A 25,891-nucleotide genomic window follows, 5' to 3' on the forward strand; every position below is an offset into this window, starting at 1 on the left:
TTAACTGGTTGCTGTTATCGATCATTCAACATTTAAAAGTTTGTTCTGACTTTCAATAAAGTCCTGTAATTTTTTCCGGCTAGGCATACCATCCATATCACCAGGTGACATGACTTGAAGAGCGCCAATCGCATTACCCCGAGTAACGGTTTCCCTCGTGGATTTACCTTCCAGCAAGCCACTGATCACCCCGACGGCAAAACCATCGCCGGCACCTACTGTATCAACGACTTTTTCTGGTACAAATCCTTTCATATACCCTTCTTCATTCGCATTTTTATAATAAGCTCCCTCTGCTCCAAGCTTGATGACGATCATTTTAACTCCTTTGTCCAAATAAAATCCGGCTACTTCCTCAGGTGTTTTAAGTCCTGTTAAAACTTCCGCTTCAGACATGCCTGGAAGAAATAAATCACAAATGTAAGCAAGCTGATTAATGCAATCCACCATTTTCTGTTTATCCGGCCATAGATTAGGCCGTAAATTCGGGTCAAATGAAACCGTCTTTCCTTGGTTCTTCATAAATTTCATGGCAGCAACTGTAAATTCGTGGCAGCTTTCAGATAATGCGGATGGGATACCCGTTGCATGCAGATGTTTGGCCTGCTGAAAATACTCTTCTGAAAGATCCCCAATATTCAGAGTGGAAGCAGCTGAATTTTTTCTGAAATATTCCACTTCCGGATCTCCGTCAAGCACTTTAGACTTAACTAGCATTCCTGTCGGGTGATCACTTGTAAATCGGATTCCTGTCGTGTCTACTCTTTCTTTATTCAATTCTTTGATGATGAACTTACCAAAACTGTCGTTTCCAAGTTTCGTCATATAAGCAACATCTAAATCAAGACGTGCCAACCCGCAAGCTACGTTTGATTCTGCTCCCGCAAGTGCTCGGGAAAAGGATTTAACTTCATGTAAAGGGTCTACTTCATTTGCATAGAACATGGTCATCGGTTCTCCAAAGGTGATCACATCTAAATCTTTCATTCCTCATTCCTCCTGAAAAAGGGTACAGTGTGGTTTAGTAAACCAAAGTTACGAGAAAGCGCTTTCTTTTAATTGAAATCAGATTATCACATAAACCAGTTTTTAACAATACTAATCTTTTATTTTTATTTTTCATAAAAACATGGTATTTTTCATATTCACCCTCTTTAATTCTGATTTACCTACTAAATTTTTCTATTATCATTGACTATTTGGAAAATATTATATATATTTTTACTATTGATAGCGCTAACATTTTAAAAAATTCGATAAACCGTTTTACTAAACTAGGAGGTTATTAATATGCATATGGAAAAACGTTATTCCATTCATCCGTCACAAGCCAAACATTTTGATACAAGTGAAATCCGCAAAAATTTTTTAGTGGAACATTTATTTCTCGATGATGACGTTTCTTTATGCTATTCCCTTGATGACAGGGTTATCATAGGGGGAATCAAACCTGTTTCTAAAGGGGTTAAGCTTGAGGGCCATGATTTCATAAAAGCTGATTATTTTCTTCAACGGAGAGAATTAGGGGTATTTAATATAGGGGGATCAGGGACGATCTCAGTTGATGGGGAAGTATATACCCTTCAAAATCGCGATTGTCTGTATATAGGATTAGGCTGTAAAGAGCTGATTTTCACTAGTGATCTAGAATCCAAGCCCGCTAAGTTTTATTTAGCTTCTGCTCCAGCACATAAAAGTTATCCGATTCAACACGTAGCATTCAAGGAAGTGCCAGGTGATGAAATGGGGTCACAGGAAACGGCAAATAAGCGGACGATCCGCAGAATGATTCATGAAAAAGGAATCCAAAGCTGCCAACTGTGTATGGGAATGACGGAGTTGGCTTCAGGAAATGTCTGGAACTCCATGCCTCCTCACGTTCATGACCGCAGAGTCGAAGTTTATATGTATTTTGACTTAGCTGAAGATGCTATTTTGTTCCATATGATGGGTGAACCCGATGAAACAAGGCATATTGTGATGAAAAATGAACAAGCTGTCATTTCACCTCCGTGGTCCATACATAGCGGTTCCGCTACAAGCAACTACACATTTATTTGGGCAATGGCTGGAGAGAATTATACATATGAGGATATGGATACCTTTCCTATTTCAGAAATGAAGTAACACAAATAAATCGATACAAAGAGTGATTACTGAATATGGGGATGGAGGAAACAAGATGAGTTTACTGGATTTTTCAATGGAATTTTTCAGTTTAAAAGGTAAAGTTGCCATCGTAACAGGAGGAAATACTGGATTAGGACAAGGATATGCGGTTGCATTAGCAAAAGCAGGTGCAGACGTTTTTATCGTTGCCCATGGTGATAATTGGCAAGAAACAAAGGATTTAATCGAAACGACCGGCCAAAAAGCAGTCTTTTATCAAGCAGAACTTACGAATAAAGAAAGTCTTAAAGGTGTTGTAAAAGGCTGTCTTGATGCATACGGAAAAATCGATATCCTTGTTAATAATGCAGGAACGATCCGCCGAGCTCCTTTATTGGAATATAAAGACGAGGATTGGAATGCAGTAATGGACATTAACCTTAATTCCCTGTATTTTCTTAGTCAGCTCGTGGCCAAAGAAATGGTTGAACAAGGCAGCGGAAAAATCATAAATATCGCATCGATGCTCACATTCCAAGGAGGCAAGTTCGTTCCGGCATATACAGCGAGTAAACATGGCGTTGCCGGGCTGACTAAAGCATTTGCTAATGAATTAGCGTCTAAAAACATTCAAATAAACGCGATTGCCCCAGGATATATAGAAACGGCCAACACTGCCGCGCTTCGTGCAGATGAGTCGAGAAACAAAGACATTCTCTCAAGGATTCCAGCCGAAAAATGGGGAACACCCTTTGATGTCATGGGAACCGTCGTTTTTCTTGCAAGCAAGGCCTCTGACTATATGAATGGCCATATCCTCGCTGTTGATGGAGGCTGGCTCGTTCGTTAATCCGTTGATTAATATTTGCAAATGAATATTTTTAAGGTTAACACCCTTAGCCAAAGTGCTTAGGGTGTTTCTTACATCCAATGTTTAACAAAATCTGCTAACTGGCGTTGGAATCGCAATGCTCCTTTGTTATGATGAAGATATCTCGTTCTATTTCAAGAAATAATATCCTTTAGGAGTACATCATGAAAAAAAAGAAAATTACCATATCAGATGTTGCTGAGAAGGCCGGTGTATCCAAAAGTACGGTTTCTCAATATATTAACCAACGTTTTCGTTATATGAGTGCTGAAACAAAGGACAGAATCGAACAAGTAATCCAAGAACTTGATTTTCGTCCCAATGATAATGCCAGGAATTTAAAAGTGAAAAAAACAAAAGTCATAGGCATACTCGTAGCTAATATTTTACATACTTTATCCACCGAAATTATTCGTACCGTAGAAGAACAGATTCGGCAGCATGGCATGAAAGTATTCATATGTGACTCTGCCGATGATCCGGAGAAAGAAAAAGAATACCTTGATTTGCTGGTTTCTACGCAAGTAGATGGAATCATCATCTTTCCGGTAGGAAATGATTTTAAAGTCTATAATTACTTGATCGATCATTCAATTCCAATGGTATTCGTTGATCGATTAGTTGATGGAGTTACATCTGATTCCGTCCTTTTAGACAATCATGCTGCAATCTTTTTAGCTGTTTCCATGCTGGCTGAAAAAGGACACGAAAATATTGCGTTTTTAACCTTGCCGATTGATATCCCGATCACACCGAGGTTGGAGAGAATCGAAGGATTCAAGAAAGCGATGGCATCTCATAAATTGGAAGTCAGGGAGGATGATATTCATTCTTTACCAAGAAACCAGATTCAAGGAAAGTTGACCCAGATATTCGATGCAGAAAAGCCTCCAACAGCCATAGTGGCAGGAAATGACTTAGTGTTACGTGAAATCCTTAGCTATTTGAAAAAGAAAAAAATCTCGATTCCTGAGGAAGTGGCCATTGTCAGTATTGATGATGTCGCTTATACGGAGTTTTATGAACCATCCATCACAACAATAGGACAACCCATACAACAAATGGGAATTAAAACAGCAGAGTTATTATTGAACCGGATAACCAATTCAGACCAGACCCCATACATTACTTATCGGTTTGCCCCCGAACTAATTGTACGAAGATCATGCTAAAGGGATATACCATTAACAAAAACGGCAGTTTATATCACTGCCGTTACCCTTGACCTTGGCAATCACCTACCATTCACCTTTTTCTTTGCTGATTCTATGACATTTTGGATAAATGGTGCTTTTGCTTTGGTGTACCCCACTATATCTGCAGGGTGCTTTTGAGCTAAGAATAATTTTAATTGCTGATATTGGTCCCGTACGTTAGGATGAGTTCTTAGATAATCCCTAAATGAAAGTTGATTTTTCCACTGTTCACTTCCGTATTTATAGAAATGCAAATGGTGTGTCCCCGCTCTCCATTGACCTTTTCTAAAAAAACGCCTATCGGGAAATTCCTTATGTGCGACAAATACATACCCAATCGATTGCAAGGGTTCAATGAACATATCCACCTCATCTAAATGATGAACGCCAGTCATGATGTCCAAAATGGGTTTTGCCCCCAATCCTTTGACAGATGTACTTCCAATACGCTAAACAAAAAGGGGATAATTTTTTAATGCTTCCTTTATCCTCGCTTTTTCCTGTTCGAACTCACTTACCCACTCGGTCTTGTAATATTCGATTTTGATTGGTTTTTCCATTTAATCACCCACTTCCATGAAGTTTCGGCAAACATTCTTTTTTCTTTCGGATGACGATTTATCTTTTAATGCGTAAGGGACATATAGTGGGGTCATTTCGGATTTCCTTCACTCCATATTTTCACTTTCTCAATTATGTATGCGTGGCTCATGTTTTGTAATTGGTTTCTTTCATTTCTTTTGGAATAATCCCAAATTTAGCGATTAAAAGAATCGCAAGAAACCCAAAACAACTAAAACTCGTATTATCACTTGTGAGAAATACATCTGGTATAACCTTTAATACTAGTAATAGATTCAAAATATAGGAAAAAAGAAAGCCCACATAGGATAGGCAAGATAGATAGTTCCCAATCAGTCTCCTCTTGTAATGAATAACATCAGATTTATTTCCTTTTCTGATGCTAACGCATTGCCTAATTTCTCTAATAAGGCCGTATGTGAAACCAATAATCAATAGAGCCACAATGAGATAATCAACCATTGCCTTCTCCACATCATTATCCTCCTTGGTAATAGGTATTTACTCACATTATATACGTCTAACACATACCAAAGTTTCAAAATAAAGGGAATAAATCCGAAGATTCACATCTCTTCGCCAAAAAAAAGACCACCTAATCGGTGGTCCCTTCATTATTTATAATCATAAAAAGCCTTTGCTTTTCTTTTTTTTCATGAAGCCGCGAATGATCATTCCGGCAATAATGAGGATCGCCACGAATGCGATTGGCTGGATATAGGGCTTGGCCATCTCGTTAATCTGGTCCCAATTGCTTCCTAACTTCATCCCGAGGAATACAAAAAGCACAGACCACGGAAGTACAGCTAGCAGCGTATAATTCGTGAACTTCATTAATGGCATTTTGGAAATCCCTGCTGGAATGGAAATAGCATGTCTGACAACCGGAATGAACCTTGCCGTAAAAATGACGCTTGGTCCATATTTAGTAAACCAAGTTTCCGATAGTTCAATATGTTTTTTGTGAATGAATATATACTTTCCATATCGTTCTAAAAATGGTCTTCCACCATAATATCCGATTAAATAAACAAATATCTGAGCGATGGTTCCGCCAATCGTTCCAGCAATAACCGCGCCAACAAAACTAATATTTCCTTGGGAAACTAAAAAGCCCCCATAGGATAATACAATCTCACTTGGAATAATTTCAATCATAAGTCCAAGTGTAATTCCTAAGTACCCATAATCCATGAGTGTAAGTAAAATAGATTGGATAATGTCGTTCATCATTCAACTTCTCTCTTTCGTTTTCTTTCTTATGAATCTCGAATGTTATTATTAAAAATGGGGCCGCTTGACGGCAGGAATCATAGAATGTCCCCTAGCTATAAATAACTTTTGACTGATTTGTGAAATATGATGGCTTATCGGCTTGTTTCAGATTAAGAATCATTTTCATAATTTCAACCATTTCCTCAGGGTTTTCCAATTCCAGTTCCTTTTGATAAGTTTCGATCGATTTATCCCACTGATCCATTTTTTCATGGTCCTTTAAAATAGTAAGCATTTGTTTTTCAAATGAAGATCTAGGATTGATTTCATATACAAGTTTATAGTCTTTTAAATACTGTAGATTAATTTCCTCCTGTCCTGGCAGCATCGAATGGACGAAAATCGGAAGCCTTTTTCGAAGTGCTTCACTAATGGTGACACCACCTGGTTTCGTGACGATTACGTCCACTTCATCATAAATTTTGTTCATTTCTGATCTCGATGAGATATAAGGCAATGGTTTAATATGAGCTAAATCCCATGTATTGATCTCATCATATAGCTTTTTGTTGTTACCACAAAGTACAAAATAATCAAAAGCGGTTGATGTTTTTAATTCACCAGCTAAATTCAAAATCCCGCCCAGACCACTATTTCCTCCTGAGATTAAAACTTTGGGGCGATCTGTGTTGTTAAATACACGCGCCCTTTTAGTGATTTCCTCATGCACAGGAATACCAGTTACCATCATACTATGTTTCGATATTTGATTCTTGCTTAATAGCTTTTCTTTCAATTCCTGACTTGGAAGAAAGTGAAAATCGATCCCATTGCTTCCCCATACATTATTAATAAAGAAATCCGTATACACATTTATAATCGGGGTGCTGCACTTCCCTTTTACCTTTAACTGGCTTAAAAGATGGGAAGGGAATCCGTGTGTGCACACAATTAAATCTGGCCTTTCCTCCGCTATCAATTGTTCCATTTTTTTCAAAAATATATGTTGATACCACTTAAATGAACGTTCCTTCTGCGAGTTAACGTAAAAAAGGTTTTTGTAGGCGAGATTATAGCTTTCTGGTGCAAAACGGATCCATTTCAAATAACCGGTTGTTATCATTTTTTCTAAAGAATTATTCGTATAACTTAACAAATCTACTTTTTTCAAAATAACTCCGTCTGTATGCTTTTTAAACATATCCATTAAGGCCTCTGCAACTTGATGATGTCCCGACTGCATGCGGAAGAGAGGTAAAAACAAAACCTTCTTCATATATGTCATCCCCTATTGAAATCATTCTTTTTAATGTAATGATTACGGACTTGGAAAAAAGACTTTTTGCATGTTCAAGAGTTTTTTTCCCTTTACAATATAACACTTTTTTTGTTAATAACTTTCATTTTAATCAATTTTTAATGATACGTTCACCTTATCACAAGCCCCCGTTCCCTAAACTTTGGTAGCCCGTTTGAGTAGTCCTATCCATTCTTTTTTTTGCTCTTCATGTAATTGATAAAAGCATATATCAAAAAAAAGACGATGAATACGACACCTAAAAGTGGAACATATTCCGGATTGATATGAAAGGCATTGCCCATATAATACCCTGCCACTATAAAAGGGACAGTCCAGAGAAACGTGCCTAGCAGGGAAAAGAGAATGAATTTAAAGAGGGGGATATTATTGATTCCTGCAAAATACGGACTAATCTGTCTTATTCCTGGTAGATAAAACCCAAACACGATGGTTTTTTGGACATTATTCATATACTTTTTCTGTACTTTCTCCCAGCGTTCATTAGTAATGCCCACGTATTTCCCAAATTTCTTTACAAATGGATATCCAACGTATTTCCCACATACATAGGCGATAAGCATCCCTAAAAAGGCTCCAAGAAATGCACTCAGGGTTGCTAAGCCAAAAGAGAGCTTATTTTGTCCAATTAAGACTCCGATTAAAAATAGAAGAGATTCCTCTGGAGCGGGAATGCCCACAATGCCCATGAACAAAAAAAGAAAAATGATAAGATAGCCATATAAGTCAATAAAATGTAAAATACTATCTATGTTCATAAAATCCCCTCGAATCAGTTATAAGTCTTTTAATGTAATAAATTTTGTTCCCTTTTTAATTGTTTCCTCTAAGTAAACTTCCAAAACTTCAATCATATAGTGAGGTGCTGCTTTATCCGCCCCCAAGGTTTCCCCGCAGTCATGGAGCAAGATAATGGAACTTTCCGTTGACGTTGTCCGCAATTGATTTAGCAGGTCATTCTTGCATGTTTCCACTTTCCAATCTCCAAAAATGGCCGACCACATGATCACTCTATATTTCTTACTGATCATGGGTGTAAATATATTAAAATGGCCCCATGGAGGTCTGTAAAAGGTGACTTTTTCATGCGTACAATCCATTATTGCCTTTTCAGTCATATTTAACTGTTTCCTTAAACGAAAGGGCGAAAGGATCCAGCTTGAAACATGATCATAGTGATGAATCCCAATCGTATGTCCCTCATCATGCATTCGCTTAATGATATCAGGGTTATTTCTCACTTTACTGCCCACAACAAAAAACGAACCCTTTATCTCGTACTTTTTTAAAAGATCAAGTAATCGTGTCGTATATTCAGGATTGGGACCATCATCAAAAGTTAGAACTATCCCATTATTCCTCTTGTTTTTTTGGGTTATGCCCGATCCGCTTACACGAATAATTACGGTAGGGACAATCGTATAAACTAGAAATAACAATAATATGATACCCAAGCTAATCATCCATATATGTGTCACTCACAGAACACCTCAATCTTGTATTTTACGGCAAATTTTCATGCACAAGAAACGGATTACCTTTTGGGTAAGAACAATGCCACTTCCGTTCCAATTCCTTCTTCACTAACCACTTTAATTTCCCCATTATGTTGCTTCATTATATTATTTGCTATCGACAGACCTAGCCCTGATCCACCTGTCTCACGGCTTCTAGCCTTATCCACACGATAAAAACGTTCAAAGATATTTTCTATGTCACGCTCAGGTATTCCAATACCATAGTCTTTTACCCGAATGACGGTAGAGTATAGCTGATCCTTTACATACACATCAATTTTGTCTGTACTATATTTGATTGCGTTATCTAAAAGAATGATGATCACCTGTTTTATCTTCAATTCATCTGCTATAACCGTAATGGAATCTTCTTCATAATGAAAGTTTATTTCTCGCCCATATACCTCTTTGAATTGTTTAAATACGTTCTCACATAACGTGATTACATTCACTGATTTATAATCTAAGGTAATTTCTAATTCCGTATCGGCCAATTCCAACAGCCTTTCCGTCATTTTCTGTATTCGGGTTGCCTCTGAATGAATGACATTTATCACATCAAGTGCTTTTTCTTCACTTTGTATGCGGCGTCTTCTTAAGAGATCGGCATAACTTTTTATAATCGTTAGCGGCGTCTTTATTTCATGAGAAGCATCTGAAATGAATTGCTTCTGTTTATCCAAATTCACATCCAATCTGCCCATCATCCGATTGAAAGTAACCGCCATTTTTTGCAGTTCATCTTTTGTTTCATGTTGAATGATGATTTTTTTGGGTATACCGCTTTGTTCGATATCCTCCATCGTATTAATCATATTGGAAATAGGTCTCATAATTACACTTGATAACCACCTGCCGCCTAGCAGCGATAACCCTGCCCCTAATAGGGTACAAAATGTCAGAATGGAAAGTAATACATCCTTCCCTAATTCCAGTCCTAGTAATCTATCTCCGATTTCTAAAGTTCCAACAACTTTACCTTTAGATAGGATGGGAACCCTAACGATTAATATTTGTTCTTCTTTGCTAGCTTGTCTAATTGTGCTTCTATGGGCTTCTTGTTCGCTAGAAAATTCCCCTTTGAATTTAGTAAGCAAATAATGGTCGCTGGACACCTCACTTCTAATTTGCGAGTCAGGTTGTATAATTCGGATAAATGAATGATTCGTTAAATATGTGGTTAATTTTTTTTCCATTTCTTGAGGCGCATCATCCATTTTTATTTCGGCAATGACATTTTGGGCTTTGTGCACCAATACATCCTCTTCCATATTTACAGTAATTTTCATGAAAGAAATAAATACAACAGCATTGACTGCAACCAACACACAGAGTATCCAAGCTGTCGTAATCAGGTTAATTTTTGTTGTAATTTTCATTACTTATTTCTCCCTTACTGTATAGCCAATTCCTCTAACCGTTTGAATAATGATCGGATCAGAAAAACCTTCTTCCGTTTTCTTTCTTAAATGACGGATATACACATCAATTACATTGGTTTCCCCCTCATACTCATAACCCCATACATTCATCAGGATATTTTCTCGCGTCACGATTTTGTTTTTATTGGAAAGTAAATAAACGAGTAAATCAAATTCCTTTGGGGTTAACGCTATGGAAGAATCACCCCTCTTAACCTCTCTCATATCGAGATTAATGAATAAATCTTTTATTGATAAGATTGTTTCCTCTTCTCTTGTAGCATTGGCAGTTAGTGAATTCTGACGAATGGATGAACGTATTCTTGCCAATAATTCCTCGATTTCAAAAGGCTTCGTTATATAGTCATTGGCTCCTTGATCCAGCCCTTCCACCTTATCCATTGTAATATTACGGGCTGTTAATAGGATGATTGGCAATAAGGTGTTCTCATTTCGTATCCTTTTTAAAACCTCAATGCCATTTAGCTCAGGCAGCATAACATCCAATAGTACTAAATCTAATTCTTCGTGCAATGCGGCTTCCAACCCCGCCTTGCCGGTATGGGCAACAAGCACTTCATACCCCTCAAATTCGAGTTCTATTTTTAATATCGTTGCTATCTGGATTTCATCTTCTACAACCAAAATACGCTGTTTCATTTAAAACCCTCCTACTTGAGTGGGATATGCATCCATATCCAAATGTATTTATCGAATTTGAATATTAGCTCCATACTTTATACGAACCTAAATACTCCGTTTAAAATTTCAATTCCCTCTATATTTATCCAAAGTCCTGCATTTTAATCGTTTTCACTAATTCTTGAAATGCTCTTTCTTCAATTTAGCATTATTTTGCTTTTTAATTCGCTTTTTAATTGATTTTTAATCCTTTTTTCAAATTGCGTTAAGGTGACTTGGTTAAAAACAATAGAATATAAGGAGAATTCATAAATTTGGAGGATTCCCCTCATTACACCTATTCCGGGCGACAAAAGTAAAAGCCACCAAATTGGTGGCCTTTATTTTATGGAAAGAAACCTTTCTTTAGTTAGAAGCTGATCGTATATCAAAACTGCGGAATTAGTCTAAATCCTCAAATCCATATTTCTCAAAAATCTTGGCAGAATCTTCGCTTTGAAGATAGTCGTAAAATAGCTTCGCTTCTTTTGGGTGAGAACTTTCTTTAATGATGCCTGCCGGATAAATGATAGGATCGTGTAAATCTTCCTTGGCTGTTGCAACGATATCGACTTTTGATGAGTTCATCGCATCCGTTTTATAAACAAGCCCTGCGTCCACGTTTCCCGTTTCTACATATGTAAGCACTTGCCGGACATCCTTGGCATATATCAATCTATCATCAACGTCTTTCCAGAGATTCAAGTTTTCCAATGTTTGTTTCGCATACTGCCCTGCTGGTACAGATTCTGGCGTACCGATCGAAATCTTATCAGCCTTTGTGAGGTCTTCCATTGAACCCATTTCCTTATCTGAATCCTTTGGCACCACCAGCACCAGTTCATTACCGACTAAATCGATCCCGTTTTTCTCTTCTATAAGATCTTCATCCACTAATTTATCAAATGTATCTTCTGCAGCTGAGAAAAACAGGTCAACAGGTGCACCTTGGGAAATTTGCTGCTGAAGAGCTCCCGAAGCGCCAAAGTTATATTGAACTTTCACATTTGCGTTTTCCTTTTCAAAATCCGCTTTTATATCATTTAAAGCATCTTGTAAACTTGCAGCTGCGGAAACCGTCAATTCCACTTTCTCGCCGTCTTGCTGCGCCTTCTTTTCCTTATTTTCCCCTTCATCTTTTGAACACCCAGTCCCCACAATCACAAGCAACATAATCGAGAAAATCATTAGATATATTTTTTTCATTGTCGCTTCTCCTCCCTGTCCGTTATAACTTTTTATATCTAATTATAACTAGTTATAATTAGATATAACAGTATAAAATAAATTTAGGGTTTACATCAATCCCCTTTCCCTGAGAATTTACTTTTTAAAGGACACTAAGATACAATAAGGGCGGAGGGATGCACATGTCGCAGGAGCTATCCTATACAATCGAAGAAGTGGCACAGCTTTTAAAAGTATCTAAATTGACGATATATGATCTTGTTAAAAAAGGGGAACTGCCTGTATTCCGCGTGGGCAGGCAAATGAGAATGGATGCAAAGGACTTGGAGAAATATATCACTGACGGGAAGTCCCATACAGCCCAGGCCCCTGTTGCTAAGCCTCATCAGAACGAAGTGAAGGAAACCCAAACTCTTGTCATCAGCGGTCAGGACATGGTGCTGGATATACTAGGGCAGTATATCACGAAGGATTCTGGCCATAAAACATTACGGTCCAATATAGGAAGTTTGAGCGGACTTATATCCATGTACAATGGTGATTCGGACATCGTGAGTTTACACATGTTTGACGGAGATACAGGAGAATATAATCTTCCATATATAAAAAAGATCTTGGTCGGCTACCCCTATATTTTACTTAATCTTGTTTCAAGAAAAGCGGGTTTATATGTTAAAAAGGGGAACCCTTTCAATCTCACCAGCTGGATTGATTTAAACAAGGACCTGACCATCATCAATAGGGAAAGAGGTTCTGGTGCAAGAATCCTTCTTGATGAACAGCTAAGGATCCACAAAATTCCACCCAAAAACCTTAAAGGGTATGAAAACGAAGAAACCAACCATCTAAGTGTGGCATCAGCTGTTTCGTCAGGGGTTGCGGATGTAGGAGTTGGAATTGAAAAAGCGGCAAAAATGGTCGGAGTCGATTTCATTCCATTAATTACGGAACGCTACGACCTTGTTCTATTAAAAACGCCGAAAAACGAGGACATCATAAACATCGTCACAAGTATCCTATCCTCGGAACCATTTCGAGCGGAAATCGATGCTTTAGGTGATTATGATGTTTCCCGGACAGGCTCCATCATTCACGAGACATTTTAAAACAGGAAGGCTACTGGATCAGCAGCCTTCCTGTTCTCTTTCGCCATGTTTTTACTGCTCTAAAGAGCACACTCTTCGATTTCAAACCCTAAATCTTCGATGATTCCCCAATCCTCCGTTGGTTCTTGGCCAGCTGTCGTTAAATAATCGCCGACGAAGATGGAATTGGCTGCATAAAGTGCCATGGGCTGCATGGAACGGAGGTTGACTTCACGACCGCCTGCCAGACGAATTTCTTTACTCGGATTAACGAATCGCATCATTGAAATCAATTTCAAGCATTTAGTAGGTGTAAGCTCGGAAGTTCCCTCCAGTGGCGTTCCGTCAATTGCATTGAGAAAATTACAAGGAATGGAATCCGCATCAAGGCTGCGTAAGGATAAAGCGATTTCCACCGTCTCCGCCTCAGATTCCCCCATACCGAAAATGGCACCTGAACATGGGGACATTCCAGCATCTTTCACAGCTTCGACTGTATCTACCCGGTCCTCATATGTATGTGTCGATGTAATATTGCTGTAGTTTTCCTGTGATGTATTCAAATTGTGGTTGTAGCGGTGAACCCCAGCATCCGCTAATTTTCCGGCATGTTCTTCATTCAGGAAGCCTAGACAGCAACAGATTTTAAGGTCCGTTGTTTCGCGGATTTCTTTGACAGCTTCAATGACATGATCAATTTCCCTGTTGGTTGGACGCCGGCCGGAAGCAACGATGCAATACGTACCCGCTTTACGACGAATTGATTCTTGTGCTCCCTCGATAATCTTTTCTTTAGTCAGCCATGCATATTTATCGATTGGGGCTTCCGATACGATGGACTGCGAGCAATAACCGCAATCTTCGGGACATAATCCTGATTTCGTATTGATGATCATATTCAATTTGACCTTTTTTCCATAATGATGCTTGCGTATGAGGTATGCTGCATTCAAAATTTCCAAAACTTCTTCATCTGGAGCTTGCACGATGGATAATGCCTCATCCGCTGTCACTTTATACCCTTTGATTACGTTTTCCGCTAACCTCTTCCAATCCCTTGTTAATGTTTCCAAATCCAATTCCTCTTTTCTTTTAGTGGTGTATATGCCTTCCGATAACTGTTGCCGCGACGAATCCCCTATTAACTGAATCCATTGGAACGGATTGTTTTCAACACATCGATCACATGATTGATGTGTTGTTCGTGATGTGTCTCCATTAAAGTGATACGAATTCGCGAAGTTCCATTCGGTACTGTTGGAGGACGAATCGCTGATGCGTAAATTCCGTCCTGATGTAATTCTTTGGAAAGGAGCATGGCCCGTTCCGGTTCACCGCAGATAATGGTGTTTCTCCCCCCGATACTGTGTAGCCAAGAGCGGACAATTCGTTAAAAAGACGCCGGCTCATGTTTTGAAGATGCGTTCTGCGCCTCCAAATCCTCTGATATGTTAACTTATTTTTTTTATAGTTAACATATGGATGAATAATACCATACAAACAAAATATTATTCAATGTTAATTTTCAATATTTTCCTAGTCTGTCCTTCTGATCATCAGAATAATTGCACTTTATATGTTAACCAAAATATAAATTAGTTGACATATAAAATATGAATCAGGCAAACTAATAGTGGGCATCTTGACTACAACTTCAAAAAAGGAGGTTAGAAACTTGAAAGCAAGAATGATTTCTTATGTGGCCCTTTTTACCGCGTTAACCGCAATTGGTGCCTTTATTAAAATACCCATCCCCTACATACCATTCACGCTGCAAATTCTGGCAGTCTATTTAGCCGGTGCATTGTTGGGGCCACGTCTTGGTTTGCTCAGTCAGTTATGCTACATCTTGATCGGACTCATCGGAGTGCCGGTGTTTGCTGAGGGCGGCGGGTTCGGCTATATATTCAAACCAACTTTCGGCTATTTAGTCGGGTATTTACTGGGGGCCTATGTAAACGGCTGGCTGATCTACCGTTATGATCTCTCCAAGATTCGTTCCATTTTCTTTGCTAATCTTGCCACATTGCTCACTGTTTACTTATTCGGCTGCATCTGGCTGTATGGCGCGATGAAGTGGATTGTGGAAACGCCGCTTTCAATCAACCAAACGATTCTTTACGGCTTCGTATTACCTGCACCAGGTGATTTGCTGCTGTGCATTCTATGTGCTGTCATCATTCAACAAGTCCGTCCACGCATTGCAAGATATATAAACGTAAAGGAGCTGAATCATCTATGGGCCAAGCCTACTTTATAACCGGAACTGGCACGGATATCGGAAAAACGATTGTCACGAGTGCACTTTATCTGTCACTTCAAGCATTAGGAAAAAGCGTTACGATTTTCAAGCCGTTTCAAACTGGAATCATCGAGGAATCGAATACATACCCGGACATTTCTTGGTTCGAGCAGGAACTTGGTGTAAAGGGATCAGGGTTTTACACGCTTGAACCTGAAACCTCTCCACATTTGGCGATTAAATTAACTGGTAGTCAAATCGATGTAAAGAAAGTCGTGGAAAGAGTCCATGAGCTTGAGGAAATGTATGACATCGTATTAGTCGAGGGGGCAGGTGGACTGGCTGTTCCGCTCATTGAACGATCGGACAGTTTTTATATGACGAAGGATTTCATTAGGGATTGCGGCATGCCTGCCGTATTCGTATCCACATGTGGTTTAGGCGCGATCCATCATGTCGTGACGACGCATTCCTATGCGCAAATTCATGATATATGCGTTAAAACGATTGTATATAACCACTATCGGCCAGAGGATCGGATTCAAAATGATAATATCGAAACCATAGAAAAGCTGACAGGTCTCGTTGGCCTTGCCTGCATTCCAACACTTGCCGATGTCAGAAAAGACTTGAGGAGCCTTACCCTTGATTTACTTCGTGATCAAGATTATACCCAACAACTGAAAGAGGTGTTCAAAGCATGAATGGACAGGAATTAGAACAATGGGATAAGGAATATGTATGGCACCCGTTCACACAAATGAAAACGTATCGGGAAAGTAAACCGTTAATCATCGAGCGCGGCGAAGGTAGCTACCTGATTGATGTGGATGGCAAACGATATTTGGACGGCTATGCTTCATTATGGGTGAATGTACACGGCCATAATGAGCCGGAATTAAACGGCGCTCTTATTGAACAAGTGAACAAAGTCGCGCACTCGACCCTGCTGGGGTCTGCAAATGTACCATCTATCTTACTGGCAAAAAAACTGGCTGAAATCACACCTGGTCATTTATCGAAGGTCTTCTACTCTGACACGGGGTCTGCAGCTGTGGAAATCGCCCTTAAAGTCGCTTATCAATATTGGCAGAATATCGATCCCGTCAAACATCAGTATAAAAACAAATTCGTCTCCCTGGACGAAGCATATCACGGTGATACGGTTGGAGCCGTGAGTGTGGGCGGAATGGATCTATACCATAGAATCTTTAAGCCTCTATTATTCGAACGAATTTCCGCCCCTTCACCTTATGCGTATCACATGACAGAATACGGAGATCAAGAAGCAGTGAAAAACCATTGTTTGAAGGAACTGGAGAAGTTACTGCAAGAACAATCAGAGGAAATTGCAGGAATGATCATCGAACCGATCGTTCAAGGTGCCGCAGGCATCATAACCCATCCACCAGGCTTTTTAAAAGAGGTCGAACAATTATGTAAGAAGTACGATATCCTTTTAATTTGTGACGAGGTGGCCGTAGGATTCGGTCGCACCGGTACGATGTTTGCCTGCGAACATGAAGATGTCGTCCCTGATATCATGTGCATGGGGAAAGGGATCACTGGCGGCTATATGCCTCTTGCAGCAACCATCATGAACGAGCAGATCTTTCAATCCTTTTTGGGAGAACGTGAAGAGCATAAAACCTTTTATCACGGCCACACCTATACAGGAAATCAGCTAGCTTGTGCACTTGCCCTGAAGAATATCGAGCTAATGGAAAGCCGCAATCTCATTGAAGACATCCAGAAAAAATCAAAATATCTATCCGAAAAACTGCAAGTACTAAACGAACTTCCGATAGTCGGCGATATCCGCCAGCGCGGCTTCATGATTGGAGTGGAAATCGTGAAAGACCGCCTAACAAAAGAAACGTTCACGCTCCAGGAAAACGTCGTTTCCGGAATCATCCAAACCGCACGGGAAAATGGCCTGATCATTCGGGAGCTTGGTCCAGTCATCACGATGATGCCGATTCTTTCCATGTCAGAAAAGGAACTGAAGACCATGGTCGATACCGTCTATCGGTCCATACAAGAAGTCTCTATTCATAAAGGATTGATTCCAGCAGCAAACTGACCCAAAAAGAACCGGATGAGTGTTTCATTCCGGTTCCTTTTCGATTGAATCTTTTGTTTTCGTGAAAAGCAGCCATTAAAAGAAAGAACATGGATAAGGTCCACAAGGCTTTCCTCATTGAAAAAAGCTGATCCCCTCTGTACTATCATTATAAATCTAGTAAGCTGCCAAAACATCCTATATCAAATCCAACCTCTTCGCAAAACGCCCCAAAACTTCTTTACTATAATCCTTCTTACCTGATAACCCAATAAAAAAATTATTATGCCACAAGACTCAAAGGAATTTATGGTCGCTTGCTCATTTTAGATTAAAATGTGTGAATATAAAGCATCCATAACCTCCTTTTTTGTAATCTTGTTAATCACTTTAATAACATCACAAAAATTCATTCCTCTTGTAGAATAATGAAGAATGGAGTTCGCTAATTTTGTTGGATTATCATATACGTCGATAATCATTCCGATAATCCTTCGTTTAGAAATCAAAAATTCATAATCATCGATACTTCGCGCTTGTATCTTATTTTTTGCTAATCTAATTTCTTCCATAAGTACACATGGTTTGCTTGTGATGGCACTTAAAAAGGAGAAAGAATAACTATTGGATATTTCGTATTTTACATCGATGTCTCTATCCACAAGAGAGTGACTATAGATTTTTTGCTGAAAGTCGGAGGTTCTGCCAAATAGTATTTCTAATCCTATTCTTATCATAAATTCATTTCGGATATCCGTACCAGATGACGCCACACTTTCATTGGCAATCGTACTTCCCAATAATAAGACCGATTGATTAGTATTAATCGGTTCGATCTTTAAACTCTCTCTTTTGACAGGTAATAAAGGCAAGTATCCATTTTTTTCTTTCAAAGTAGAACCAGTAACCTCATCCCCTATAATTGAATAGATTTCTTCAGGGATTATATCTCCAATTATAATCAATTTCATATTTTCAATTGAATAGAATTTCTGAAAACACTTCTCCATGATGTTGGCATCCAGTGAATCTATACTCGCGAAATTCCCTACGATTGGTTGTGCTACCCCGCTTTCATCCCCGTATAAGTCTGATAATAAATTACTGAAGCATTTGGCTTTCTTATTACTTTGTGAATGTAAAATTTCTTGCTTAATGATTTTTTTTTCTTTTTCCACCATGTCATTAGTTATAGAAATGGATTGAATAAGTTTTAATATCATTTGAATATTTAATTCAAGCTGTTCCGTACAAGATATTACATATGAAGTATATTCAAAATTCGTACTAGCATTTATAGAAGATCCCATTCCCCCAAATCTATGTAAGGCATCAAATTGATTATTTTGTATAATTAGATGCTCTAAAAAATGAGCCGTTCCATAAGGGATTTTTCCATTACATTCTTTTTCATGATAAATAGAATGGCTATCCATCCCTCCAAAGTCGATGGATAGGAGAATATAATTTTCGTGAAAACCTCTTTTATTTACTAAATAAGTTTCTAACCCGTTTATCTTCTTTTTTTCTATAAAACTACCAGTAAACATGCAGTCTCCTTATCTCTCCCCCAAAGTGTAAATGGAATAACCTTGTAAAACTTGAGCGGCATCTTGTATATCCTGAGGTTTTATACGCTCCATGCAATCTATCATTTCATCCATGGTCCTAACTTGACCGCTAACGATCCCATTTTGATGAAAATCAATTAGGCTAATTGGGGAATCTTGAGATAGTTTATAACTATTTATCACCGTTTTTATAGTGGCCTCTAGTTCAATTTTTGTAAATGCCCCTTCTTTTATCGACTTGATTTCATCAAATATTTTTCTAAGTACCATTTCTTCAGAAGCGGGATCAAAAGCTGTTTGTATGAATAGAAGACCCTTTATCGCATCCAGTATGCTTATAATTGAATAAGCGGCATTGAGATCATTTCTTACATTCATAAATAACCTGGAGTGTGGGGAACCACCTAAAAGCCGATTAAACACCACTAATGCGGGGTAATCCTTGTTTTTAAACGTTATTCCCCCTGTACTTATACATGTCGTCATTATCGAATGTTTAAACTGATATTTTTCGGAATTATATGTTTTTACATTGCTTTGCACGGGGCTTGGAGGAATCATTGTTTGGTCTGTGGTATCATTTTCTATTTGAAAATAGCGACATAATTGTTCCAAAACATCTTCTTCATTAAAGTCTCCAATTACATACATATGTATGGAGGATGTTTGAAGTATCTTTTGATAGAGAGAGGCCAAATTTGTCTCATTCCACTCTTCTATTTCATAGATGGATCCTATCTGGTCAATATACAAGTTTTGTGGTTTGCTTTGTAAATATAGAAGGCTCTTTTTAAAAGAATAATTATACGCATTAAAAATCTCATTATTGATTCTTGATAAATGAAGCTTTTTTTCAATTTCAACTGATTTCTTTGTTATTAATGGTTTGGTTAATAAATCATGCAAAATATTTAATATTTCCGGATTGATTATTTTGTGATTTTGGTTGTAAAACTTAAGTGACAAACATAAAACCTGTTTATTGCCTTTTTTATCAATGGAGACTCCTATTTTTGCTCCGTACTCTTTATCAAGTTTTGACTGGATTAAAAGATTGTTTCTAAATTGTTCACTTCCATGCAGTAAAATATACGGTAGTAATGCAGCACCAGTAGCCACTTTCTCATCAAGGTCCAAATAGATTCTGACAGCGATTGTAGTTTGAAAATATTTTTTCGAAGGCAAAAGGTGGAAGTTGATATTTCTAAAGTTTTTTGTTAAAAAATCACTTCTCATGTTACCTCCAAGCTTTTGTTCTTTTTATTGATATAAAAGGATCTTATGAAGTTATAGGTTAAAATTAAGCTTATAACTACAAAGGGTAAAGAGGCACCTATCAGCAATTTTTCGACACTTATAAAATAAGATAAATAAGGTAATAGGCCAGTTAACAATATAAATAAAATTCCATCTAACGCATCCGCAATGGAAATTACCTTCCCTCTAATATGATTTGGCGTAGTTTGAAGTTCAACATTTAATAAATTGGATGGAAGAAACATCGCTATCCATAAAAATAAATATAATATGGGACCTAATATAAAGGGTGACAGAGCAATACCAATACTACTAAATGATAAAATGACCAAAGGTAATACATATCCATATTTAGTTATTTTCAAAGACAAATATTTTTCTCTCCAAGGAACCGTTAAATAATTCCCTATCAACATACCTAGAGCTGCAATAAATCGATAAACACCATAATATTTCTCACCGTCTTGAATGGTGGAGTTTAGCAAGGGAACTAACAAAACATCTGTGATGCTTAGACATCCCCAAATCAAAAATGATCCGAAAATCAGGTTTTTTAGAACCATGTGGTTTTTTATATATTTGACACTGGTTATTAATCCACTTTCTTTGGAGCTTGTGCTTTCCTGGCTACCTTTCAAAATAGAAGAATCATTATCCAGATTTGCAGTGGGAAGCTTAGTCCAAGTTATTATTCCAGCAATAAAAAATGTAATTGCATTAAAAATCAGCAAACCGGTTACAGTGTCATTTAATAATCCGAAAGCGGCAATCGCTGAACCGATTACTCTAGCTATACTTGTTAAAATCCCCATTAGCCCATTAGCTAAGCCTAACTGATCTTTATTCACAAGAGATGGGATACTTGAGGAAAGGGCAGGATGATAAGGTAGCTCGATAATGCCAATAAGCAATGTGATAATAAGAATGGTGGTCGTACTATGAGAATTAAACGCCATTACACTTATTAAAAGTGCTAACAATATATTTATTATTGTTAAGGTAAACCGTCTAGAATATTTATCAACTATATTGCCGGCAATTGAAAAAAGTAAAAATTGCGGTGCGAAACGAATAATGAGAAATAGACCAAAGATGAATACGGATTGGGATAAAGTAAAAATATAGGCAGCAAGAGCTATTCCTTGTGCCATGTTACCAAGTGTGGAAAGTGACTCAGATAAGCATAAATAAGAAAACCTTTTTTCATTTAATACTGGTGTATATTTCTTATATTGATGTAATAAGTGCAAGAAGATACCCCCAACTAATTTGAATGCAAAATGACCTTGTAATCCGTTTAACCTTTGGAACTATCCCATAACCAAATTATGCATGTCATGTACGAGTGCTTCTCCATCAGGCGACAAGGAAGCATGGTCTTGAATCGTGGTTAAACCGAGTTGTAACTCTTCTCTAATTCTATCTATTTCTTCATTTATTAATTCAGCATGATCAATGGACCGGTTTTGTTTCAATAACCGATAAAAATGTAATACTCTGCAATGCACAAAACATCCGTGGTATATACCGTATAAAGGTCTTAATTCATCTCTCCATGGTGACCTATAAATAGGCTTCATATCGTTGAAAATATGGGGCCTTGCGCACATAAGTGTATTCAATCTACCATGACTTGCCTCATGTATTAACCATTCAGCAACTTTAACTACAGGTCTTGAAACATGACAAGCAAAGATTATTCCATGTACTCGAAAATCAGAAAAGAAAGGTAGACCAGGTGGGTTGAAAAACACAATGTTTTCTATATTATTATCAATTTCGTCAAACATTTCCGGCCAAGTATTTTTGATTAATTGCAACGCTTCTTCAAAAGTCTCCTTTATCTCCTGCGATACAATTTCAGTGCTTCCCATATTCATACGCAATTCGGCAGAGGATGCAATGTTTACATATTCTTCGAACCAAAAAACTTCATTTGTAATGAATGGATGTTTTGATGGTTTGTTAAGATCTTTTCCATTCACTTTGCAACCTTCTTTTTCCACTTCAAAAGTAATGTGGTTATTTTCACTTATTACCAGAATTTCTTTAAGATCTTGATTCTCTGTCAGGCCTTTCATGAAAAGATTCTTTGGTTCCACGTTGAATCTGAGTTCGAAGTTTTCTAGCGTTGCATTTATTTTATATTTCAATTGTAAGAATATGTGCAGAAAACCATTCCAAATCCACGTTTGTTTTTCTATTTCGTCCATTGAGGAAAAATTCTTATACTGTTCAATCCATAAGTAAACATACGGCTTATTAAGAACAATATTTCTTTCTACTGCATTACAATTCCTGAATATCTTGATTGCATCTCCCAACCATTTTAGGTTTTCAGGTTCATTTGCATGGATTAACTCTAAAGCCTTAATATTTCTAAGAGAAAGTAATTGTTTGTGAACATCGCTATTAATATCTAAACTTGCCGGAGTCAATAAGTTTTTAAAATCAATTGTTTTCATTATTAATCCTCCATTTACTGCTTTGGAATCTTTTAGATACTTCTCTCACAGTATTGCAATAGTCTTCTATTTTTGTATTTTTCCCCAACTCAACCGTAATACCTCGAACATCAGGGAACATTTCTAAACAAATGACTAGTTGATTCCAGCTTTGTTCAAAAGAAATCTGTCCCTGTTTGGATACACCGCTAGCTCCAATATGAATCTCGGTAATATGAGCTCCTTTCAAAAGGCTTAATAAATCCTCAAAAGATTTGTGAAACGCTTTAGCAGTTGCCCATGTATGAGGAATATCGAGAATGATTGGAATATTGGCTTCGATGGAAATTGATTTCAATAATTTATAGTCCTCTAAAACATCTACTCCTCCCCAATCATGATATCGAGGACCTAATTCAATAACAAACGGTGTTCCATATGTTTCTTGATAACTCTTAATTTTTTTTATAACTCTATTCTTTAAACCTTCATCTTTAATTGGAGCAAAAATATAACCAAATTGAAGCCCATCTGTAGTTCCTAAAATGGAAAGGTGTTCACCTATCCAATGGGCTTTAATTTCTTTGGCTTGTTGAAAGACTGCTTTTATTAGGTCTTTTGTCGGTTCATGTATATCCGCCAATGGCAGTGTGCTGCAATGAGCAATTTTCTCGAAATTTGACGGCACATTTTGAATATTGGATGGGAGGTGTACCTCAATATAGTGGTATAAGGGATCTAATTCGCTGTTTATAAATCTTAAATACTCCGGAGAGTCTATCCAGGCAACCCCTATCCCTAATTTTTTTCCCAATGTCGCTTCTTTTTTCGAAAGTGTTTCAGTTTTCATAAATGACCTCCTGACGCTTCATAATCGGCACTTTTACTTTATGTATATCACACCATCGTGCAAAGCTATATAAATACCAAAATGAACTTCCTAAATCATATAAATGGGCAGAGGGATTCCTTCCTAAAAGACTTGAACGATCATTCAGGAACTTATCTAATTCTTTAAAATTGATTAAGTCCTTCAACTGGCTTGTTTGTAAAAATTCATAAGCGACTCTTCCTAGTTCACCATGTTTCATCCATACAAAAACAGGATGAGGAAATCCGCATTTCGGTCTTTTTTGTATTTCAATAGGAATTCTGTTTTTACTGAGATTACGGAAAAGGCTTTTTTCCTTATCGGGTGGTAATGCCAAGGCTGCACGTAAAAAATCTTGATCTAACAATGGCACTCTACACTCCACTGAAGCATTCATTGTCCCTAAATCCACTCTCGGTAACGCATCAGCTTCTAAATGATAAAAACCAAAGCTACGGATTGCATCTCCTAAATTTTCTCCATTCGTCATGAAACCTTCTATTTTATGTTTTCGGTCTTGAAAGCATGTTTCACCAATATGATGCCATACATCATCATCAATCAATAATAAATTTTTTGTTGTAGCCGATTTCATCCAATGATCGAATTGTTCCATTGAATCCGAATGCAGCCAGTCATAGCTCCCGAATATTTCATCGCTGCCTGTACCTGTAATAACAACCTTTAGACCTCTTTTTTCTGCGGCTTTTCCTAAAGCATAATATGCCACTATGGTTGGATCCATTGATAACCCATCCTGGTTAGATAACGCTTCAGGCAATAATTCAATAAACTCTTTTTCTGATAGAATCACTTCATTTAAGGGTACATTCAAAAATTCACAGACATACTTACTAAATGGCACTTCAGAATATGAGAAATCACCTGTTTTTTCATACCTTAGCGTAAATGCTTCTACATTGGCACCTTGAGATACTAATTCTGATAAAACCGTACTTGAATCAACTCCACCAGATAGGAACATGCCCAATTTTTGATTCGGTTCCATTACACTTGTTATCGCTTGAGTAAAAAGACTTTCTAAATCTGCTGGTTTATTTTTCTCATAAGCATTCGACAGCTTATGTGAGACGATCTCTTCATCCAAACTTAATTCGAGCGTTTCCCCTGGTGAGACTTTCTTAATAGAATCGATCAAAGTCATTGGTTCAAGCAATGTGTCTCGATACATTAGATATTCATAGAATTGTTCTTCTGTTATTAGGCAATCTTCATGTAAACTTTTTAACGTGTTTAGTAGTGCAGGGAATTCAGAAGCATAGATATATTCTCGTTTTTTAGTTTTTGCCCAATATAGAGGCTTGATTCCTGGAAAATCACGTGCTAAAAAAAGTTTTTCAGTATGAGTATCAAATGCAGCAATGGAATACATTCCTCTTAATTTTTGTAACCCTTCATTCCCGAACTTTTCAAACAGCTCTGCAACTACTTCTGTATCACATTCTGTTTTCCATGAACAACCCAGCTCAATCCGTAACTGCTGAAAATTATTTAATTCTCCATTAAAGGTTATGATCCATCTCCCAGAAGAACTAATGAATGGTTGATTGGCTTCTTCATTAGTATCTCTAATTGATAATCTAACAGTTCCCATTGAAATATGATCTAGGTCCACAATGCTGCAATTATCAGGTCCTCGATGCTTCATTCCATTTAAACATCGCTTCACATATAAAGGTTTGTTATTTTCCCTTCCAAGAAACCCAGATATACCGCACATTTTATACCTCCAAATTGAACATGATAATAAATAAAACCAATACATGGATATGGCATAACGCACCAAAAATAATAAATTTAAATACTAGTCAATTACTCTTTAATTATCAACACGTGGCCCAAGAAGCTGGCCTAAAACGGCATCCGTTAAGCTACCGTTTGGATTAGCTTCCAGAAAACCAGGAGCAACAAGTTCTTGCAGCTCATTTAATGTAAGTTCTTTATTATCGGAATTTAGTTCGGTATTCTTTTTTATTTTTTCCATTTTATCTTCCCCTCCTTAAAATTAGTTATCAGTACGTGGCCCAAGAAGCTGGCCTAGTACAGCATCTCGTAAGCCACCATTCGGATTGGCTTCAAGAAACCCGGGAGCAACAAGCTCTTGTAACTCATTTAATGAAAGTTCTTTTTTATCTGCATTTAAATCTAGGTCTTTATTTGATTTATCCATATATGTTCCTCCTTCCCCCACTATGTATTAAAATTTATTATTGGTTTGGTGCGCTATATCCTATCCATGT

General features: G+C 37.6%; 26 protein-coding genes. 7 read left to right on the top strand and 19 right to left on the bottom strand.

Going from position 1 to position 25,891, the window contains the following annotated elements; all coding sequences use genetic code 11:
- Positions 1 to 21: 21 nt before the first annotated feature.
- Positions 22 to 987, bottom strand: coding sequence for a sugar kinase (locus tag ACQKMH_RS21800; RefSeq protein ID WP_427589486.1), 966 nt, complete (start codon positions 985 to 987; stop codon positions 22 to 24).
- Positions 988 to 1,296: 309 nt separating this feature from the next.
- On the opposite strand from ACQKMH_RS21800, the gene kduI reads away from it, so the two are divergent.
- From kduI to ACQKMH_RS21815, 3 genes are all read left to right on the top strand, one after another.
- The gene (gene kduI / locus ACQKMH_RS21805) at positions 1,297 to 2,127 is read left to right on the top strand and encodes a 5-dehydro-4-deoxy-D-glucuronate isomerase (protein WP_427589602.1); all 831 of its coding nucleotides are present in this window, start codon (positions 1,297 to 1,299) and stop codon (positions 2,125 to 2,127) included.
- Positions 2,128 to 2,182: 55 nt separating this feature from the next.
- Positions 2,183 to 2,959 (top strand): 2-dehydro-3-deoxy-D-gluconate 5-dehydrogenase KduD, encoded by a 777-nt coding sequence (kduD, locus tag ACQKMH_RS21810; protein ID WP_427589487.1) that lies wholly within the window; start codon positions 2,183 to 2,185, stop codon positions 2,957 to 2,959.
- Positions 2,960 to 3,144: 185 nt separating this feature from the next.
- Positions 3,145 to 4,152: a LacI family DNA-binding transcriptional regulator gene (locus ACQKMH_RS21815; RefSeq protein WP_427589488.1), complete on the top strand. Its 1,008-nt coding sequence runs from the start codon at positions 3,145 to 3,147 to the stop codon at positions 4,150 to 4,152.
- A gap of 62 nt (positions 4,153 to 4,214) precedes the next feature.
- Here the strand turns inward: ACQKMH_RS21815 and ACQKMH_RS21820 are convergent, their stop codons facing one another.
- The 9 genes from ACQKMH_RS21820 to modA all read right to left on the bottom strand — a co-directional run bounded on the left by ACQKMH_RS21820 (position 4,215) and on the right by modA (position 12,116).
- Complete coding sequence (locus tag ACQKMH_RS21820) at positions 4,215 to 4,622, bottom strand: GrpB family protein (protein WP_427589603.1); 408 nt, start codon at positions 4,620 to 4,622, stop codon at positions 4,215 to 4,217.
- A 262-nt stretch (positions 4,623 to 4,884) separates the two neighbouring features.
- Positions 4,885 to 5,232, bottom strand: coding sequence for a hypothetical protein (locus tag ACQKMH_RS21825; protein WP_427589489.1), 348 nt, complete (start codon positions 5,230 to 5,232; stop codon positions 4,885 to 4,887).
- Positions 5,233 to 5,382: 150 nt separating this feature from the next.
- The gene (locus ACQKMH_RS21830) at positions 5,383 to 5,991 is read right to left on the bottom strand and encodes a DedA family protein (protein WP_427589490.1); all 609 of its coding nucleotides are present in this window, start codon (positions 5,989 to 5,991) and stop codon (positions 5,383 to 5,385) included.
- A 91-nt stretch (positions 5,992 to 6,082) separates the two neighbouring features.
- Positions 6,083 to 7,249 carry an MGDG synthase family glycosyltransferase gene (locus ACQKMH_RS21835; protein WP_427589491.1) on the bottom strand — a complete coding sequence of 389 codons (1,167 nt, stop codon included), beginning with the start codon at positions 7,247 to 7,249 and terminating at the stop codon, positions 6,083 to 6,085.
- A 206-nt stretch (positions 7,250 to 7,455) separates the two neighbouring features.
- The gene (locus ACQKMH_RS21840) at positions 7,456 to 8,049 is read right to left on the bottom strand and encodes a DedA family protein (RefSeq protein WP_427589492.1); all 594 of its coding nucleotides are present in this window, start codon (positions 8,047 to 8,049) and stop codon (positions 7,456 to 7,458) included.
- Between the two features lie 18 nt (positions 8,050 to 8,067).
- Positions 8,068 to 8,769, bottom strand: a complete 702-nt coding sequence (locus ACQKMH_RS21845; protein ID WP_427589493.1) for a polysaccharide deacetylase family protein — start codon at positions 8,767 to 8,769, stop codon at positions 8,068 to 8,070.
- A 56-nt stretch (positions 8,770 to 8,825) separates the two neighbouring features.
- Complete coding sequence (locus tag ACQKMH_RS21850) at positions 8,826 to 10,187, bottom strand: ATP-binding protein (protein WP_427589494.1); 1,362 nt, start codon at positions 10,185 to 10,187, stop codon at positions 8,826 to 8,828.
- Positions 10,188 to 10,190: 3 nt separating this feature from the next.
- Positions 10,191 to 10,889 (bottom strand): response regulator transcription factor, encoded by a 699-nt coding sequence (locus ACQKMH_RS21855; RefSeq protein WP_427589495.1) that lies wholly within the window; start codon positions 10,887 to 10,889, stop codon positions 10,191 to 10,193.
- Between the two features lie 423 nt (positions 10,890 to 11,312).
- Entirely contained in the window at positions 11,313 to 12,116 is an 804-nt protein-coding gene (gene modA, locus ACQKMH_RS21860) for a molybdate ABC transporter substrate-binding protein (RefSeq protein WP_427589496.1), read from the bottom strand.
- A gap of 164 nt (positions 12,117 to 12,280) precedes the next feature.
- Here modA and ACQKMH_RS21865 point away from each other — a divergent pair, with 164 nt between their 5' ends.
- A complete protein-coding gene (locus tag ACQKMH_RS21865; RefSeq protein WP_427589497.1) occupies positions 12,281 to 13,204 on the top strand; it encodes a substrate-binding domain-containing protein in 924 nt (307 codons plus the stop codon).
- A 59-nt stretch (positions 13,205 to 13,263) separates the two neighbouring features.
- Here ACQKMH_RS21865 and bioB read toward each other — a convergent pair whose 3' ends face one another.
- Positions 13,264 to 14,256 carry a biotin synthase BioB gene (bioB, locus tag ACQKMH_RS21870; RefSeq protein ID WP_427589498.1) on the bottom strand — a complete coding sequence of 331 codons (993 nt, stop codon included), beginning with the start codon at positions 14,254 to 14,256 and terminating at the stop codon, positions 13,264 to 13,266.
- A 602-nt stretch (positions 14,257 to 14,858) separates the two neighbouring features.
- Here bioB and ACQKMH_RS21875 point away from each other — a divergent pair.
- The 3 genes from ACQKMH_RS21875 to bioA are packed head-to-tail and all read left to right on the top strand — an operon-like array spanning position 14,859 to position 17,508.
- Positions 14,859 to 15,443 (top strand): biotin transporter BioY, encoded by a 585-nt coding sequence (locus tag ACQKMH_RS21875; RefSeq protein ID WP_427589604.1) that lies wholly within the window; start codon positions 14,859 to 14,861, stop codon positions 15,441 to 15,443.
- Positions 15,422 to 16,129 carry a dethiobiotin synthase gene (gene bioD, locus ACQKMH_RS21880; RefSeq protein WP_427589499.1) on the top strand — a complete coding sequence of 236 codons (708 nt, stop codon included), beginning with the start codon at positions 15,422 to 15,424 and terminating at the stop codon, positions 16,127 to 16,129. The genes ACQKMH_RS21875 and bioD overlap by 22 nt, the downstream gene beginning before the upstream one ends.
- Positions 16,126 to 17,508, top strand: a complete 1,383-nt coding sequence (gene bioA, locus ACQKMH_RS21885) for an adenosylmethionine--8-amino-7-oxononanoate transaminase (protein WP_427589500.1) — start codon at positions 16,126 to 16,128, stop codon at positions 17,506 to 17,508. The genes bioD and bioA overlap by 4 nt, the downstream gene beginning before the upstream one ends.
- A 305-nt stretch (positions 17,509 to 17,813) precedes the next feature.
- On the opposite strand, the gene yfmH is transcribed toward bioA, so the two are convergent.
- From yfmH to ACQKMH_RS21925, 8 genes are all read right to left on the bottom strand, one after another.
- On the bottom strand, positions 17,814 to 19,037 hold the full coding sequence (yfmH, locus tag ACQKMH_RS21890) for an EF-P 5-aminopentanol modification-associated protein YfmH (protein ID WP_427589501.1): 1,224 nt from the start codon (positions 19,035 to 19,037) through the stop codon (positions 17,814 to 17,816).
- Between the two features lie 9 nt (positions 19,038 to 19,046).
- Positions 19,047 to 20,294 (bottom strand): M16 family metallopeptidase, encoded by a 1,248-nt coding sequence (locus ACQKMH_RS21895; protein ID WP_427589502.1) that lies wholly within the window; start codon positions 20,292 to 20,294, stop codon positions 19,047 to 19,049.
- Entirely contained in the window at positions 20,291 to 21,565 is a 1,275-nt protein-coding gene (locus tag ACQKMH_RS21900) for an MFS transporter (RefSeq protein ID WP_427589503.1), read from the bottom strand. The genes ACQKMH_RS21895 and ACQKMH_RS21900 overlap by 4 nt, the downstream gene beginning before the upstream one ends.
- Positions 21,566 to 21,625: 60 nt before the next feature.
- Entirely contained in the window at positions 21,626 to 22,780 is a 1,155-nt protein-coding gene (locus ACQKMH_RS21905) for an aKG-HExxH-type peptide beta-hydroxylase (protein ID WP_427589504.1), read from the bottom strand.
- Positions 22,767 to 23,609 (bottom strand): DUF692 family multinuclear iron-containing protein, encoded by an 843-nt coding sequence (locus ACQKMH_RS21910; protein WP_427589505.1) that lies wholly within the window; start codon positions 23,607 to 23,609, stop codon positions 22,767 to 22,769. The genes ACQKMH_RS21905 and ACQKMH_RS21910 overlap by 14 nt, the downstream gene beginning before the upstream one ends.
- Positions 23,599 to 25,371, bottom strand: a complete 1,773-nt coding sequence (asnB, locus tag ACQKMH_RS21915; RefSeq protein ID WP_427589506.1) for an asparagine synthase (glutamine-hydrolyzing) — start codon at positions 25,369 to 25,371, stop codon at positions 23,599 to 23,601. The genes ACQKMH_RS21910 and asnB overlap by 11 nt, the downstream gene beginning before the upstream one ends.
- 99 nt (positions 25,372 to 25,470) lie before the next feature.
- Positions 25,471 to 25,635 carry a hypothetical protein gene (locus ACQKMH_RS21920; RefSeq protein WP_427589507.1) on the bottom strand — a complete coding sequence of 55 codons (165 nt, stop codon included), beginning with the start codon at positions 25,633 to 25,635 and terminating at the stop codon, positions 25,471 to 25,473.
- 21 nt (positions 25,636 to 25,656) lie between these two features.
- The gene (locus ACQKMH_RS21925; protein ID WP_230158848.1) at positions 25,657 to 25,821 is read right to left on the bottom strand and encodes a hypothetical protein; all 165 of its coding nucleotides are present in this window, start codon (positions 25,819 to 25,821) and stop codon (positions 25,657 to 25,659) included.
- Positions 25,822 to 25,891 lie beyond the last annotated feature (70 nt).

Source organism: Peribacillus sp. NPDC097895, from assembly GCF_050277555.1.
GTDB lineage: Bacteria > Bacillota > Bacilli > Bacillales > DSM-1321 > Peribacillus.